The organism is Pseudomonas hefeiensis (assembly GCF_030687835.1).
Lineage (GTDB): Bacteria > Pseudomonadota > Gammaproteobacteria > Pseudomonadales > Pseudomonadaceae > Aquipseudomonas > Aquipseudomonas hefeiensis.
The window spans coordinates 1,506,574-1,519,986 of record NZ_CP117449.1; the positions used below are offsets into that span (position 1 = coordinate 1,506,574).

A 13,413-nucleotide genomic window follows, 5' to 3' on the forward strand; every position below is an offset into this window, starting at 1 on the left:
GGATGCAAGCTGACCTGCCGCTTTCGCGAGCAAGCCCGCTCCCACAAGGGTATTTGCGGTGGATACCGAATCGGTTAACCCTGAAAAACCGGTGTGGGAGCAAGGCTTGCCCGCGATGGTGGTGGCACATTCAGCATGGATGCAAGCTGGCCCACCGCTTTCGCGAGCAGGTTGTGCAGGCTGGCATCAGGGCTGGCATCAGGGCTGGCGTTGGAAGGCATAGTCCCGTTCGACCTTGCACACCCGCGTGTGGCAATGGGCGTACCAGGTCGAGCGACCGCGTTCGCGGATTGCGCTGTGTTCGGGGTGCTGTTTCCAGGCCAGGATCGCTGCTTCGCTGCTCCAGTAGGACACGGTGATGCCTAAGCCGTCTTCGCCGCGGGCCGCTTCGACGCCGAGGAACCCCGGCTGCTCCTGGGCGAGGGTGAGCATGCGCTCAGCAGCTTCGGCATAACCCTGGTCCCCCTCAGTGCGCAGGGAGGTGAAAATCACCGCGTAATATGGGGTGCTCATGATGCTGTCCTCCGGCAAGCCTCGACAAACGCACTGACCAGCGGCGGCACACGTCCCTCCAACGCGGCGCGCTCAGGCTGGAACAGGGTTGCGACAAAAAAAGGATGATCGCCCAGCTCCACGGCCCGTAAATCGCCAGCCGAATCCCGGGCCACGGCGTGCAAACGGTCACTCAGCAAATCGCGCTCAAACTGTGGGTTGACCCCAAAGCTACACCGATAACCTTCGAAAACCTTGAGGCGACCATAGGCCTTGGCAATCAACGAATCGGCGTCAAGCTCAAGACAGTCGATGGTTTCGATCAGCGCACAGCTCAACGGCGTCAGCAATGCCCGTTCAGCATCGGGAGTTGTTTCGCCATGGGCGGCATCGGCCCAGCCCATCACATTGCGCGCGTATTCCAGCACGGCATGCTGAAAACCGCCGCAGGTGCCGAGGAAAGGGCGACGCTGTTCGCGGGCAAAACGAATGGCTTGCAAGACGCCGCTTTCGTTTCGGTAAGGGCTGCCGGGCACGCACCAGACCCCGTCGAAATCATTCAGGACGGCGCTGTCGGTGATGAGGTCGGTGGCCAGCCATTGAAAACCAATGTGATGACCGGCTTGTTTGCTGACCAGTTCGAGTGCGATGGGGATGGCCCGATGGGCCGTTATTTGAGGGTCATAGTCGCCGATCAGGGCGATGTGCAAAGAACGCTGGTTTTCCATGAGAGGCTCGCCGCTTGTTGATTCCTGGTCGCCACTATAAATTGGCGCTCACGCAATCAATATTGGCGTTTACCCAAGTGATCAATGCACCGACGCACTATCGTCTGGACTATCCCGATCTGTCCCTGATCCTGGCGTTGGTCCGTGGCGGCTCGCTGGCCCGGGCCGCGCGCTTGCTGCAGGTGGATGTGTCCACGGTCTTCCGCTCGGTACGGCGGCTGGAGGCCGCCCTGGGCCAACCCTTGTTCGAAAAAAGCCGTGCAGGGTATTTGCCCACGAGCCTGGCCCAGGCGCTGGCTGAGCAGGCCGAGCGCGCCGAACAAGCGTTGGAGGCGGCGCGTATCGGGGTGGAGCAGGGCGGTGAGGTCGTCAGCGGCACGGTGCGCCTGACCTGCACCGACTCGGTCCTGCAAGCATTGTTGCTGCCGGCGCTGGCGCGGTTCATGCCTGCTTACCCGGCGCTGTCCCTTGAGCTGAGCACCTCGAACGACTTTGCCAACCTGAGCCGCCGCGACGCCGACATCGCGTTGCGACTGACCCGTACGCCGCCGGAACATCTGGTCGGGCGGGCATCTGGGCAATGTGGTTTATCGGGTATGTGCCAGTGCAACTTATCTGCGATCGCTGGAGCGGGATGATCTGGCCGCCATGACCTGGGTCGCGCCGGATGACTTTCTCCCCGATCACCCCACTGTGGCTTGGCTTGGCGCCGTCAGCATCTTCCTGGCGTGGTGCCGGCTTATCGCTGCAATAGCATGCTCTCGGTCACCGAGTTGGTTCGCGCCGGGCTGGGGGTTGCGGCGTTGCCGGACTTTCTAATCGGCGAAAACAAGGGCCTGACGCCCATTGGCGAACCGCTGGCGGAGTATGACACGGCCCTCTGGCTGCTGACCCGGCCGGACTGTCGCGCCTTGCGCTCAGTGGTGACATTGTTCGATGAGCTCAGGTGCAATCTGCGCTTGCACTGACTTTTGACCCACAGGGCCTTGATGGCTCAATCGAGGATGATCTCCCGGCGGTATAGTGACTTGAGCCCCAGCCCCCGGCAGAGAACATCATGATGACAGAATCGTCGCAGCCCACTTCCAAAGCACCTGTTGATCACTTGCGCTTTCATCGTCCCCACGCGCATTTGGGGCCGACCTTTGGTAATGACCGCTTTGCGCTGCGCGCGGAAGCATTCGCGCGTTTTTTCGGGACTCCTATGTTCCTGGGTGCGCAGACCCTGATCGTGTTGATCTGGATAAGCCTGAACATGTGGGGTGTGGTTCATTTCGATGCTTACCCGTTCATCTTGCTGAATCTGGCGTTCAGCCTGCAATCGGCCTATGCCGCCCCGCTGATCCTGCTGGCGCAGACACGCCAGGCCGCGCGGGACAAGGCCCAAGCCGAAGCTGATGCTCAACATCGCGAAGCCCTGGCCATTGCCAACAGTGAGCGTCAGGCCCAGGCCGCACAGAACACGGCGCAATTGCTCGAGTTGTTGGAGCAGAACACCCGCCTGACGGAAATGACCAAGGCATTGACCGAGCGAATCGACTGCCTGACCACCGAAATGCACGAGAAATTCGTGAGCAAGCCAGCGATGCCGTAACTCGTTTCTGCGGTGGTAGCGATACTCAGACCTGGTAGCGAGCCAGGAACATATCGAGGGCCGATTCAATCACCTGAATCTGTTCATCCTGAGTCAGGCACGGCTGGCCCATGGAAATTTGGGGCCAGAACGCGAACGTCTTGATCAGCCCGTGCATCTGTTGCGCTGCAAATTCCGGGTCCACGGCCTTCAATCGGCCATCGGCCTGGGCCTGACGAATCCACACGGTCAGGCCTTCTTCGCGCTGACCCATGCGCGCAACCATATCCTGGGCCCGCTCGGGCGAATGAATCGTCGCGGCAATGGCGATGCGCGCCAGGTCGAGGAGATTATTGTCCGCCAGCATGTGCAGTTTGGTTTGCAGCAGCTTTCGAAGCTGCTCGCGCAGGGGCTGCTCCGGGCTGTAGGCCATGTCCTGTTCTGCGGTAATGCTGTTCCACAAACGATTCAGGATTTCCGCGAACAACGCTTCCTTGCTTGGGAAGTGGTTGTACACCGTGCGTTTGGATACACCGGCCGTCGCCGCGATCTTGTCCATGCTGGTGATTTCGAAACCACTGCTACGGAATTCGGCAATCGCGGCCTGGAGGATGGATTCGCGTTTTCGCTCGGTGAGGCGCTGCAGCGGTACGGTCATGGCTATTCGTCATAGTAAGAAGAGAAATTACACTTGGTAGTTTACTTGCTCTCGGGATTGATGCAATCTACAAACTACACCGAGTAGTGTAGTTTCGAATCAAACGGCTGAGCGTGCATGCAACGGCCATTAGCGTCCCACAACGGCGAAGCGCAATTGCGACGACGTCCTTGGAGTTTTCGCACCATGACCATTTTTTTCTTCGACTGACAGCCCTGCGGTGCTTCCTTCATCCCGGCAGGAACAAGGAAAGTACCGTAACCACGCCCATACACCGCGTGAAGGGCTCGGCCAGATGCTACGCATCATGTGGAACATGATCTTCCACAAGCCGCGCGACACCCGCCCTGCGGGCACCATCGAGGTACAACCACTGACCCGCGCCGACCTGCTGGCCGCGCCGAACAACAGTGTTTTTCGCCTTGGGCATTCCACAGTGCTGCTCAAGCTGCGAGACAAATTCTGGCTGACCGATCCGGTTTTTTCCGAGCGCGCCTCCCCTGTGCAATGGGCTGGCCCCAAGCGTTTTCATCAGCCGCCGATCAGCCTGGAAGAGCTGCCGCCGATTGAAGCGGTGATCCTCTCTCATGATCACTACGACCATCTCGATCATCAGGCCATTATCCAAATCGCCGCCAAGACCCGGCATTTCCTGGCCCCTCTCGGGGTGGGGGTGACACCCTGATCAAATGGGGCATCGACGCCAGCAAGGTGCGTCAGCTGGACTGGTGGCAGGGCACCGAAGTGGACGGCATTGAATTCATCGCCACACCCTCCCAGCATTTTTCCGGTCGCGGGCTGTTCGACGGTAACAGCACGTTATGGGCCTCGTGGGTGATGATCGATGGCGCCACCCGAATTTTCTTCAGTGGCGACACCGGCTATTTCGACGGCTTCAAACGCATTGGCGAGCGATACGGCCCATTCGACCTGACGCTGATGGAAACCGGCGCCTACAACGTCGAATGGCCGCACATCCACATGCAGCCGGAGCAAACCCTGCAAGCGCATATCGACCTCAGGGGGCGCTGGTTGCTGCCGATTCATAACGGTACGTTCGATTTGTCGATGCATGCCTGGTACGAACCCTTCGATCGCATCCTGGCCCTGGCCTGGGAGCGCAACGTCTGCATCGCCACCCCACAAATGGGTGAAGCCTTCAGCCTCGCGCAGCCGCAACGTGGCCGGGCCTGGTGGCTGGACGTGGAGCCCTCGGCTTATCAAGACCAGCCCGACATGGCCTGACTCGCGACGCATCGATCATTCGATCATGGCGTAGTCTGGCCGCCCCATTGGATCCGGCGTGGCGCCTTTGATATTCATGCCGCGCCCCGGTGCAAAGCCAGGGAAGAACACCAGGCCTTCGGCTTCAAACCGAAAGGCCAGGGCCAGGCGGGTCACATCAAGCAGCTCGCCCCCGGCTTCGAAGCGCCGGATGGCCTGGGTCGAGACCCCAGACTGGCGTGACAACTCCTCGACACTCCAGCCGAGCATGGCTCGAGCCTGCGCGCTGTGGGCAGGGGTGAATTGATAGACAGCGATGCGTTCCAGAGTGGTTTTGATTGCGAGCGAGGCCATGGGAGTTCTCCAAAGCTGTGGATTCAAAAAATACTGTGTTTTTGTACAGTTGTTTTGAGTCCTGATCAATCTCATTTTTTTGATCAATGACCGGTGGTCTTCTCCAGCCAGGCGCTCGGCGCGTGACCCAACACCCGGCGAAACATGGTGGAGAACGCCGCAGGGCTGTCGTAACCCAGATCCAGGGCAATACGGGTGACCGAATCGCCTACGACCAAGCGAGACAGTGCCGACATCACACACGCCTGTTGTCGCCATTGGCCGAAACTCAACCCGGTTTCCCGGCTGAACAGCCGATTGAACGAGCGCAGACTGACAGGCAACTGCGCCGCCCATTGAAGGGGCGAGGCGTGGGCGTCGGGGTCTTTCAGAAACCCCTGGCACAGGCCGAGCAGGCGTGGGTCCTTGGGCAGTGGCAGGTGCAACGGCAAATGAGTGCTGCGCAACAGTTCGTGCAGCAACAGATGGATCAGCGCGCCGTCGCGTCCGGCCTCGTCGTATTCCGGCACAAGCTCCACGGCTTCCAGCAGCAACTGGCGCATCAGGGACGACACGCTGATGACCTGGCAACGGGCGTCCATGGCCGTCACCGCGGCCGGTTCGATGTACAAGCTGCGCGTGCTGACCCCCAGCATCAGCACCTCATGGGCAACCCCGGGCGGGATCCACACTGCCCGTTGCGGCGGCACCACCCAATTGCCGTCTTCGGTGCGGACCTGCATCACGCCAGTGGCGCCATACAGCAACTGTGCCCGGCGATGTTGGTGCGAGGGCAGTAAATGTCCGTGGGGGTAGTCGGTGCCAATGGCGACGACAGCCCTGGGGATCGCATCCAATAAATCGATCGAAGTGTTGCGCATCGAGGGACTACTCATCATTGGCGTAAACGCAAACATTATTGGCCTGTTTGCTAGAGCGGGCCAAGCTTCGCTTATCTAACGTGGGGCGCCTCCCATTTCACGGATTCGCCTCGATGTTCTATGTATTGCTTGCGTGCTTCGGCTGCCTGAGTGGCGTAACGGCGGTGTTGTTCGGCTTTGGTGGCGGTTTCGTCGTGGTGCCTTTGATGTATCGCATGCTGATGGCCCATCATTCGGATGACGCCATCGGTGAATCGGCCATGCACATTGCCGTCGCCACCTCCACCTGCGTCATGATCGTCAACGCCCTGGTCGCCACCGGAAAACACCAGCGTGCCGGTCAACTGATGCGTCATTACCTGTGGCCGTTCGGCGGCTTCATCGCGCTGGGTGCGGTCTTCGGCGCAGCAGCCGCCACTTGGCTCAATGGTGAGGTTATCCGCTACGCCTTCATGGCTTACCTGGGCCTGACCATCCTGGATTGCCTGCTACGGCGCGGTTTTCTGACACGCGCCAGCGATGCCGTCCTACGCCCTTTGGCGCCAATGGAGACCGCGTTGGGCGGCACAACCACCGGAATCATCGCCACAATGCTGGGCGTCGGCGGCAGCGTCATGACCGTGCCACTGCTGCGCCGTTGTGGCCTGAGCATGTCCCAGTCCACGTCGATGGCCAATCCACTGAGCGTGCCGGTCGCGTTGGCCGGCACTGTCACCTACATGGCCTTGGCCAGCTTCACCGGGACAGACTTCGGCCCGTGGTTTGTCGGTTTCGTAGACTTGCTGGCCTTTGTTGTGCTCACACTCGGCGCGCTACTGGGCATCCGCCTGGCAACGCCATGGATCGGGCGGATACCGGATCGGCTACATGCGAGGGTGTATGTGGGGTTGTTGATGTTGGTGATGGTTGGGATGTGGCTGGGGTAGGGTAGCTATTGACCAGCCAACCCCGGCGCTTCCCGAATAATGAAGTGATCCAGGTTCTCGATATCGGCACTGAACACCCCGAACGTCTGTTCGGGGTTTTTCTTGCTCGGCACCTGTTTTAACTCCGGCGTCACGCCATAAAAGAAGCAATACAACGGCGCGTCACTCTCGATGGCGTGCTTGATCTCTTCCAGAAACGCTTTGCGCTTGCGGTAGTTGTCGATCAGCTTCTTGCTCAGGTAAACGTTGACCGAGTAAGGCTTCTTCTTCGCCTCGTCCGGTTGCTTGAACCAGACCTTTGCTTCGAAGTCGATGCGAAAGCTCTGGGTGTAATCCTTGATCTCCTTGATCTTGCCCCAGTAAATCAGCCCCTTGTTGTCCAGCAGGTACTCGATCTTCTTGAAGAACGATCCATAGGACGCCGTGTGCTCGCCAATCTTCAGCGGCATGCGCTTGAGCAGGTCCTTGTCCGCGAAGTTCGACACAAAACACTCCACCGGATGGGCGAAGACACTGGTCTTGTCCGGTGCCGAATCACGGCTTGGGTGCTCGACATTATTGGTGGCAGAAGGCTCTCGCTCGGCGCGCAGAACGTCCGCCGCCATCGCCGGGCTGGAGGGCTTACGCACGTACTCACGCCGAGTCAGCAACAACTCCGACGGGAAATGCTCCTCCGGACCGTCATCCGTTTCACCACCATCCACCTCCAGCCCCGACGCTGGAGTCTTCAGGCTGACATAAGGACAACCCTCGATATGCCGCGTGCTGGGGATGTTCTTGAAGTGCGGCGTGCGCACGTAATTCACATTCTTGGCGTTGAACGTCCCCAACACATTCGTCACATCAAACGCCGCCCGACAGGCATCGTTGGGGCACTGGAACTGTTCCTTCGCGGAATCGAACGCCACCGTCTCGTCAAAATTCAAATCGCGCACGTCATAAATCGACAGCTTGTCGTCGAGGCTGAGGCAGTAGGCGAGGTCGAATTTCATTGGGGCTCGGGTCCATGAGGGGAAATGTATTAATAGCGAAGGGCAGGGCCGGTTGCACTCGAAGTTTCAACACACCACAAAAAACCTGTGGGAGCGAGCCTGCTCGCGATGCCCAAAACCAACCCAGCCATCAAGCCTGCCGCAAACCTGTGACCTGACCCCAACCCGTGGCGAGGGAGCTTGCTCCCGCTGGGTTGCGAAGCGGCCCCCGTTTTTGCTGCCATGTGCAAGATGTCGATCAAGGCTCTGTACCAGATCGAGAAGGACAAGGGTAATCCGACCCTCAGCACCCTCGACTCCATCCTGAGGAAATTCGGGCTTAGCCTGGGGCTGACCAAGACTGCCAGAACCATTTACTCGCCGCCTCCTGAGCAGCGAAAAACGGACTCTAAAATGCCCGTTCGCGGCGCCAATCCTAAACGTAAGTCCGTGGGACAGCTCAGTAGAGTTGCTACTCTGCCAAACACTGGAAAGGCAAAGGATGATGACAAGGAATGACCGTATGAGTGAACAGCTACACGTAACCTTACAAGAAGCATGGTGTGCGTGCATGGCAGGGCGACAGGGTAGTGATCACCAAGGCCGACAAGCCTTATCTGAATCTGCTACCCCATGTCGATACACCGCAGGCGCGCAAACCTGGGGGGTTGAAGGGGAAAATTCGGATGCCGGCAGATTTTGACAGCACCCCCGAGGACATCATCGAAGGTTTTGAAGGCCGGCTATGAGTTGAGTTCAGACGAATCTTCTTGATCTGAGTTTTCAGCAGAAGCCTCAGCCATGCAGGCCTCGTCGAACTCCCGCATAGTGGCCTGGTCGATAGCGCCGATTTTCAGCAGTGCTTCGGCCGAGCTGTGAATCGACTCGAAGGCGTCAGTTTTGAATTCTTTGGTCATCGCCTATCTCCATAGTTTTTCCCGTCTAACAGACGCTGGAAGTGTCCCGATACCATTGCTTCACACAGAAAAAAACGCGGAAACCTCCCCGCGATTTTCAAATACAGCGCGGCAATCAAACCTGCCACCATCACTGTGGCGAGGGGATTTATCCCCGCTGGGCTGCGCAGCAGCCCCAACTCAACGATTCATCACTCAGCAACCAACCGACCAACCTTCTCATACAAAGACAAAGTGAAGGCCTCCTTGTCACTGGCAAGGTGACAACGTCGATGGCAGTTCGGACACAGCGCAACGGCATTGGTAATGCTATCCGACCCTTTCTGAGCCAGGTGCTTCACATGATGCACTTCAAGAAACGGCAGCCCATCCACCTCGAACGGCGCTTGCTGACCGCAACCTTCGCAGACACCTTTAGCCAACTCAGCAACCCACGCCCGGACTTTCGGATCCCGCGCGTAAGACGTCGTGGTCGTACTGACTTGCTGTGGGTTTGGATTCCCTGATGGCGCGATCTTAAGCCCTTTCTTTTGCAGCTTGGCGGCTCGATTGATCAACGTCTTGTGATCAGCGGTTGGGGCAGATTCTCCCGCCCCAGGCACCACTTTATTAGCAAGCACCTTGCGGATTCGCTGAGCCACACCAGCGCCAATGTTCTTAGCGGGCATGTAGCCGCTGATTCGCGGCAAATCCATCTGCTCCAGCACCGCCGAGATATTTTGCATGCGGTACTCAACTGACGAGGCGCTGCGCTTGCTCAATGGCCCATCACGCAAAAGTTGGTTCTCCACCGACTTTCTGAAGGTTTGGCCGTTTAACTCGCGATCGAGCATATTCAAGTAAGCATCAACCGACGCCTCAAGCTCTTCGTCGCTCCAGCCGCTTTTTTCCTTGGGGGTATCCATACAATCGCCGAGGGTTAAAAACCCTCGGACGATACTGACTGGCCATTACGGCTGTCTACGAAAATTCCTACAGAAGAAGCAGAGCCTTCGCTCGGAGGGGCCTACGACACTGAATGCCCAGATATTTGAAACACCTCCAACAGCCTACGCCACCAAGGTTTTGCCGCCACCGCTCGGCCGCGAGTCCGGTTGAGCAACAGGTACGGCATGTCCCGAAGCCGAATCCAACCGTCGTTTTGCCAATGCAGCAGACTTAGGGACATCTCCGGCCAGTCCAAAACGCTCAACATCGGCCGCTCGGTATCGCTGGAGGCCTGAGCGTCCCGCAATGCCGGTACCACCTGATGCGTCAGCCACTCGCGCAACAAGCGATTCCCCGGCGCGTAGTGGTAAACCAACAAGGCGTACACGCCAGACTCGCTGAGCATCAGCCGCTTTTCAGGCTGGCCGTGATAACGAATCAACAGAACGTGCCGCTGGTCCTCATCCAGTTTGCTGACCATACGATCGCTCAGGTGCATACCCATCAATCGGCCGAGGTCACGGGCGCAGAACCAGGGTTGGTTTTCCAGGAGGAGGGTGTGGAGGTGGAGATTTAGGCGAGTGAATACCGTCGGCATGTAAGGATCAGGCATGATCGATCTCCGAGGTGTACGGAGAGCTGGCTGGTTCTTTCTTGAGCATAACTACCTCTACGTATTGGAGTTAACGGCGCGAGCCCGACGTAGAGGATGTAAGAAAAATCCCAACAAGCATTTCGCTATACCGAGTTGCACACGTCCTTGAACAGTATGCGGCTCTATATTTGGCGATCAGCTACTACGTTGGGCGTTTCTTAGGCACCTGCGACTAAGATAGGTAATGAGGAGATGCGGCGTCAATGCGCAACGATTCTGAGTTTTTCGTAGGACAAAGGTCGCTTGGCTGTCCTGAAGTTAAACGCGGTTTTGGTTCCATGGAAAACAAAAAACCCCGTTTTCACGGGGTTTTTATTTAAGCGTGCAGCCTAAGATTTTTCTTTCGAATCAATCCCAGCTAAGCGCCCCACCCGTCTGATACTCAATCACCCGAGTCTCAAAGAAGTTCTTCTCTTTCTTCAAGTCCATGATCTCGCTCATCCAAGGGAACGGGTTAGTCGTCCCTGGATACTCTTCCTTCAGACCAATCTGCGACAGGCGACGGTTAGCGATGAACTTGAGGTAGTCCTCCATCATCGCCGCATTCATCCCCAACACCCCACGAGGCATGGTGTCGCGCGCGTATTCGATCTCCAGTTGGGTCCCTTGCAGGATCATCTGGGTCGCTTCTTCCTTCATTTCGGCATCCCACAAGTGCGGGTTTTCGATTTTGATCTGGTTGATCACGTCGATGCCGAAGTTCAGGTGCATGGATTCGTCGCGCAGGATGTATTGGAACTGCTCGGCGACACCGGTCATTTTGTTGCGGCGGCCCATGGAGAGGATCTGGGTGAAGCCGCAGTAGAAGAAGATGCCTTCCAGGACGCAGTAGTAAGCGATCAGGTTGCGCAGCAACTCTTTGTCGGTGTCCGGGGTGCCGGTTTCGAACTTCGGATCGGAGATCGAACGGGTGTATTTCAGGCCCCAGGCGGCTTTTTTCGCGACCGATGGGATCTCGTGGTACATGTTGAAGATTTCGCCTTCATCCATGGCCAGCGATTCGATGCAGTACTGGTAGGCGTGGGTGTGGATCGCCTCTTCGAACGCCTGGCGCAGGATGTACTGGCGGCATTCGGGGTTGGTGATCAGGCGGTACACGGCCAGGACCAGGTTGTTGGCAACCAGGGAGTCGGCGGTGGAGAAGAAGCCCAGGTTGCGCATCACGATGCGGCGTTCGTCGTCGGTCAGGCCTTCCGGGGTTTTCCAGAGGGCGATGTCGGCGGTCATGTTGACTTCTTGCGGCATCCAGTGGTTTGCGCAGCCGTCCAGGTACTTCTGCCAGGCCCAGTCGTATTTGAATGGCACGAGCTGGTTGAGGTCGGCGCGGCAGTTGATCATGCGCTTTTCATCGACGGCGACACGGGCGGAGGCGCCTTCGAGTTCGGCGAGGCCTTCGGCGACGTCGAGTTTGTCGAGGGCGGCCTTGGCGCGAACGATCGCGGCCGAGTCGCTGGCCGTCACGGCCCGGGCTTCGAGGGCGGCGGCACCGCCGGCGCTGTCGAGGCGGTCCATGTTGGCTTCAGAAGCGTGGCCGGCGTTGGCGCCTTTTACAGCGACTTCGCCGTCTTCTTTGTCGAATTCGTCCCAGCTCAGCATGACGTGTTGTCTCCTGCGTGAGGGCCAGATGCCCGTTGAAGGCCTACTGGCCGCGGTGGATCTTGGAAAATCGTTTGTTGCAGCAGCTGACGCAGGCAATAAACAAAAAAATGTACGGGTCGTTCTGAAGCGGCTGTGAACGCGAGGAGGCGATGGGCCTCTGCGTGGGCTTCAGGCTGGTTTGACTCCCTGTAAGGGAATATTGCAGGCCCGTTTAAGGCGGCATTATAAGGACTTTTTTGCCTACGTGCTGCGGCGAAATCGCCCACGGAGGAGGTGGCGGGCGGCATATCCGCGTGGGAGCAAGGGTTTACAAGGCTTTGGCCGTTGTAGATTTTTTTTGCATGGGTCGGGAGACGGTATTTTTTGATCAAAAAACGAGCGTTTTTTGCGGTTTTGCACTACATGTTGTGTTTGTAAGGGCTTTTTGACGGTTACAGACACAACCAAGCCCGATCGAAATCGGGCTGTGGAAAATGCCATTAATGATCAACCGATGCGTGCCGAACCGGTGTGGTCGTAGCCATCTTCAGCGACGGTAGCCGAGCCGGTGCGGTCGTAGCCGTCCTCAGCAACGGTGGCCGAGCCTGTGCGGTCGTAACCGTCTTCAGCGACAGCGGAACCGGTGCGGTCATAGCCGTCAGCTGCAAAGGTCTGGGCGGCCAGGACGGACAGGGTCAGGGCGAGGATCAGTTTGGTGTTCATGGAGGTGGCTCCTGGTTCGTTTAAGTTGATCAGCCGTTGGAGCAGCCGGTGCCCATGACGCTGTAGCGCAGGATGTGGCGCTGGCCTTTGGAGTCGTCGTATTCCATCTTGGCCGGGACCACTTCGCAGACGTTCGGGATCTCGCTCATGGAGATGACTTTGGCGATGTCCAGGTGGGTGGAGTAGGTGTACTCCTCAATGGCGGGTTTTTGCTGTGCAACGTCGGTCGGGGCCTCGTCTGCCATCGCGGTGGCGCTAAGGCCGGCGATGACCAGAACCCATAAAGCTTTCATCTGTTTCACCTTTTTTGAGGTCGAGTGGGGTCACGCAACCTTTTTGGGGCTGCGTGTGGAGCAGGTTTTGGGAGTTGGATTAACGGCCTTCGTGGGGGCTGTGTTGCGTTAATCGTGTTTGCCGGTTGGCGAGGTGGATTTTAGGGGGTGGGGTTAATCGCAAAAAGACCGGGTTTTGATAAACACTGTTGGTTGATCTGGTAATAATCGTCGTCGGAAGCGGTGGCGGTCTGTTACATCTGTGTTGGATTTACCGCCGTCTTCGCGAGCAAGCCCGCTCCCACAGAGGGTCTGTGTTGGACAGAAGATAGGCGTTCACTGAAATTCAACTGTGGGAGCGGGCTTGCTCGCGAAGGCGGCGTTACATCAAAGATTGATATTGACTGACCCACCGCCATCGCGAGCAAGCTCGGCTCCCACAGGAAAATGCCTGCTGGCAGGGGGCTTCACGTTAGTACCGACATTTTGTAGGGACTTGTTACTACCATCGTCGAATGGTTCTATAGGCCTGCCCCGGCTACAACGGGTACATAC

At 58.0% G+C, this 13,413-nt stretch carries 16 protein-coding genes and 2 pseudogenes; 6 read left to right on the forward strand and 12 right to left on the reverse strand.

Going from position 1 to position 13,413, the window contains the following annotated elements; all coding sequences use genetic code 11:
- Positions 1 to 198: 198 nt before the first annotated feature.
- Together PSH57_RS06495 and PSH57_RS06500 are read right to left on the reverse strand one after the other, a co-directional pair.
- Positions 199 to 513, reverse strand: a complete 315-nt coding sequence (locus PSH57_RS06495) for an antibiotic biosynthesis monooxygenase family protein (protein WP_305388586.1) — start codon at positions 511 to 513, stop codon at positions 199 to 201.
- A complete protein-coding gene (locus tag PSH57_RS06500; RefSeq protein ID WP_305388587.1) occupies positions 510 to 1,220 on the reverse strand; it encodes a CTP synthase C-terminal region-related (seleno)protein in 711 nt (236 codons plus the stop codon). The genes PSH57_RS06495 and PSH57_RS06500 overlap by 4 nt, the downstream gene beginning before the upstream one ends.
- A gap of 77 nt (positions 1,221 to 1,297) precedes the next feature.
- On the opposite strand from PSH57_RS06500, the pseudogene PSH57_RS06505 reads away from it, so the two are divergent.
- Positions 1,298 to 2,188 (forward strand): annotated as a pseudogene (locus PSH57_RS06505) (LysR family transcriptional regulator).
- Positions 2,189 to 2,280: 92 nt separating this feature from the next.
- Complete coding sequence (locus PSH57_RS06510; RefSeq protein WP_305390311.1) at positions 2,281 to 2,814, forward strand: DUF1003 domain-containing protein; 534 nt, start codon at positions 2,281 to 2,283, stop codon at positions 2,812 to 2,814.
- 25 nt (positions 2,815 to 2,839) lie between these two features.
- On the opposite strand, the gene PSH57_RS06515 is transcribed toward PSH57_RS06510, so the two are convergent.
- Entirely contained in the window at positions 2,840 to 3,451 is a 612-nt protein-coding gene (locus PSH57_RS06515) for a TetR/AcrR family transcriptional regulator (protein WP_305388589.1), read from the reverse strand.
- 220 nt (positions 3,452 to 3,671) lie between these two features.
- On the opposite strand from PSH57_RS06515, the pseudogene PSH57_RS06520 reads away from it, so the two are divergent.
- Positions 3,672 to 4,696, forward strand: a pseudogene (locus PSH57_RS06520) (MBL fold metallo-hydrolase).
- Positions 4,697 to 4,711: 15 nt separating this feature from the next.
- Here PSH57_RS06520 and PSH57_RS06525 read toward each other — a convergent pair.
- Together PSH57_RS06525 and PSH57_RS06530 are read right to left on the reverse strand one after the other, a co-directional pair.
- Positions 4,712 to 5,029: a helix-turn-helix domain-containing protein gene (locus tag PSH57_RS06525; RefSeq protein ID WP_256231246.1), complete on the reverse strand. Its 318-nt coding sequence runs from the start codon at positions 5,027 to 5,029 to the stop codon at positions 4,712 to 4,714.
- An 83-nt stretch (positions 5,030 to 5,112) separates the two neighbouring features.
- Positions 5,113 to 5,889 (reverse strand): AraC family transcriptional regulator, encoded by a 777-nt coding sequence (locus PSH57_RS06530; protein WP_305388592.1) that lies wholly within the window; start codon positions 5,887 to 5,889, stop codon positions 5,113 to 5,115.
- Between the two features lie 113 nt (positions 5,890 to 6,002).
- Between PSH57_RS06530 and PSH57_RS06535 the strand changes: the two genes are divergently transcribed.
- A complete protein-coding gene (locus PSH57_RS06535) occupies positions 6,003 to 6,815 on the forward strand; it encodes a sulfite exporter TauE/SafE family protein (protein ID WP_305388593.1) in 813 nt (270 codons plus the stop codon).
- 5 nt (positions 6,816 to 6,820) lie between these two features.
- Here PSH57_RS06535 and PSH57_RS06540 read toward each other — a convergent pair whose 3' ends face one another.
- Entirely contained in the window at positions 6,821 to 7,807 is a 987-nt protein-coding gene (locus PSH57_RS06540) for a hypothetical protein (protein ID WP_305388594.1), read from the reverse strand.
- A gap of 231 nt (positions 7,808 to 8,038) precedes the next feature.
- On the opposite strand from PSH57_RS06540, the gene PSH57_RS06545 reads away from it, so the two are divergent.
- Both PSH57_RS06545 and PSH57_RS06550 read left to right on the forward strand, forming a co-directional pair.
- Complete coding sequence (locus tag PSH57_RS06545; RefSeq protein ID WP_305388596.1) at positions 8,039 to 8,305, forward strand: helix-turn-helix domain-containing protein; 267 nt, start codon at positions 8,039 to 8,041, stop codon at positions 8,303 to 8,305.
- Positions 8,306 to 8,349: 44 nt separating this feature from the next.
- Entirely contained in the window at positions 8,350 to 8,535 is a 186-nt protein-coding gene (locus tag PSH57_RS06550) for a type II toxin-antitoxin system Phd/YefM family antitoxin (protein WP_305388598.1), read from the forward strand.
- On the opposite strand, the gene PSH57_RS06555 is transcribed toward PSH57_RS06550, so the two are convergent.
- The 6 genes from PSH57_RS06555 to PSH57_RS06580 form a co-directional block, all read right to left on the reverse strand.
- Positions 8,530 to 8,703 (reverse strand): DNA-binding protein, encoded by a 174-nt coding sequence (locus PSH57_RS06555; RefSeq protein WP_305388599.1) that lies wholly within the window; start codon positions 8,701 to 8,703, stop codon positions 8,530 to 8,532. The genes PSH57_RS06550 and PSH57_RS06555 overlap by 6 nt on opposite strands.
- 191 nt (positions 8,704 to 8,894) lie before the next feature.
- A complete protein-coding gene (locus PSH57_RS06560; protein ID WP_305388600.1) occupies positions 8,895 to 9,608 on the reverse strand; it encodes an HNH endonuclease in 714 nt (237 codons plus the stop codon).
- A 101-nt stretch (positions 9,609 to 9,709) separates the two neighbouring features.
- Positions 9,710 to 10,243 (reverse strand): BRO-N domain-containing protein, encoded by a 534-nt coding sequence (locus tag PSH57_RS06565; protein ID WP_305388601.1) that lies wholly within the window; start codon positions 10,241 to 10,243, stop codon positions 9,710 to 9,712.
- Positions 10,244 to 10,633: 390 nt separating this feature from the next.
- Complete coding sequence (locus PSH57_RS06570) at positions 10,634 to 11,881, reverse strand: ribonucleotide-diphosphate reductase subunit beta (RefSeq protein ID WP_256231239.1); 1,248 nt, start codon at positions 11,879 to 11,881, stop codon at positions 10,634 to 10,636.
- Positions 11,882 to 12,370: 489 nt separating this feature from the next.
- Positions 12,371 to 12,586: a hypothetical protein gene (locus PSH57_RS06575; RefSeq protein WP_305388604.1), complete on the reverse strand. Its 216-nt coding sequence runs from the start codon at positions 12,584 to 12,586 to the stop codon at positions 12,371 to 12,373.
- A gap of 29 nt (positions 12,587 to 12,615) precedes the next feature.
- A complete protein-coding gene (locus tag PSH57_RS06580; protein ID WP_305388605.1) occupies positions 12,616 to 12,879 on the reverse strand; it encodes a DUF2790 domain-containing protein in 264 nt (87 codons plus the stop codon).
- Positions 12,880 to 13,413: the final 534 nt, after the last annotated feature.

What these genes read in the sequence shown, in the direction of transcription:
- PSH57_RS06495 (WP_305388586.1), bottom strand. Translation starts at nt 513, where the DNA reads ATGAGCACCCCATATTACGCGGTGATTTTCACCTCCCTGCGCACTGAG.
- PSH57_RS06500 (WP_305388587.1), bottom strand. Translation starts at nt 1,220, where the DNA reads ATGGAAAACCAGCGTTCTTTGCACATCGCCCTGATCGGCGACTATGAC.
- PSH57_RS06510 (WP_305390311.1), top strand. Translation starts at nt 2,281, where the DNA reads ATGACAGAATCGTCGCAGCCCACTTCCAAAGCACCTGTTGATCACTTG.
- PSH57_RS06515 (WP_305388589.1), bottom strand. Translation starts at nt 3,451, where the DNA reads ATGACCGTACCGCTGCAGCGCCTCACCGAGCGAAAACGCGAATCCATC.
- PSH57_RS06525 (WP_256231246.1), bottom strand. Translation starts at nt 5,029, where the DNA reads ATGGCCTCGCTCGCAATCAAAACCACTCTGGAACGCATCGCTGTCTAT.
- PSH57_RS06530 (WP_305388592.1), bottom strand. Translation starts at nt 5,889, where the DNA reads ATGCGCAACACTTCGATCGATTTATTGGATGCGATCCCCAGGGCTGTC.
- PSH57_RS06535 (WP_305388593.1), top strand. Translation starts at nt 6,003, where the DNA reads ATGTTCTATGTATTGCTTGCGTGCTTCGGCTGCCTGAGTGGCGTAACG.
- PSH57_RS06540 (WP_305388594.1), bottom strand. Translation starts at nt 7,807, where the DNA reads ATGAAATTCGACCTCGCCTACTGCCTCAGCCTCGACGACAAGCTGTCG.
- PSH57_RS06545 (WP_305388596.1), top strand. Translation starts at nt 8,039, where the DNA reads ATGTCGATCAAGGCTCTGTACCAGATCGAGAAGGACAAGGGTAATCCG.
- PSH57_RS06555 (WP_305388599.1), bottom strand. Translation starts at nt 8,703, where the DNA reads ATGACCAAAGAATTCAAAACTGACGCCTTCGAGTCGATTCACAGCTCG.
- PSH57_RS06560 (WP_305388600.1), bottom strand. Translation starts at nt 9,608, where the DNA reads ATGGATACCCCCAAGGAAAAAAGCGGCTGGAGCGACGAAGAGCTTGAG.
- PSH57_RS06565 (WP_305388601.1), bottom strand. Translation starts at nt 10,243, where the DNA reads ATGCCTGATCCTTACATGCCGACGGTATTCACTCGCCTAAATCTCCAC.
- PSH57_RS06570 (WP_256231239.1), bottom strand. Translation starts at nt 11,881, where the DNA reads ATGCTGAGCTGGGACGAATTCGACAAAGAAGACGGCGAAGTCGCTGTA.
- PSH57_RS06575 (WP_305388604.1), bottom strand. Translation starts at nt 12,586, where the DNA reads ATGAACACCAAACTGATCCTCGCCCTGACCCTGTCCGTCCTGGCCGCC.
- PSH57_RS06580 (WP_305388605.1), bottom strand. Translation starts at nt 12,879, where the DNA reads ATGAAAGCTTTATGGGTTCTGGTCATCGCCGGCCTTAGCGCCACCGCG.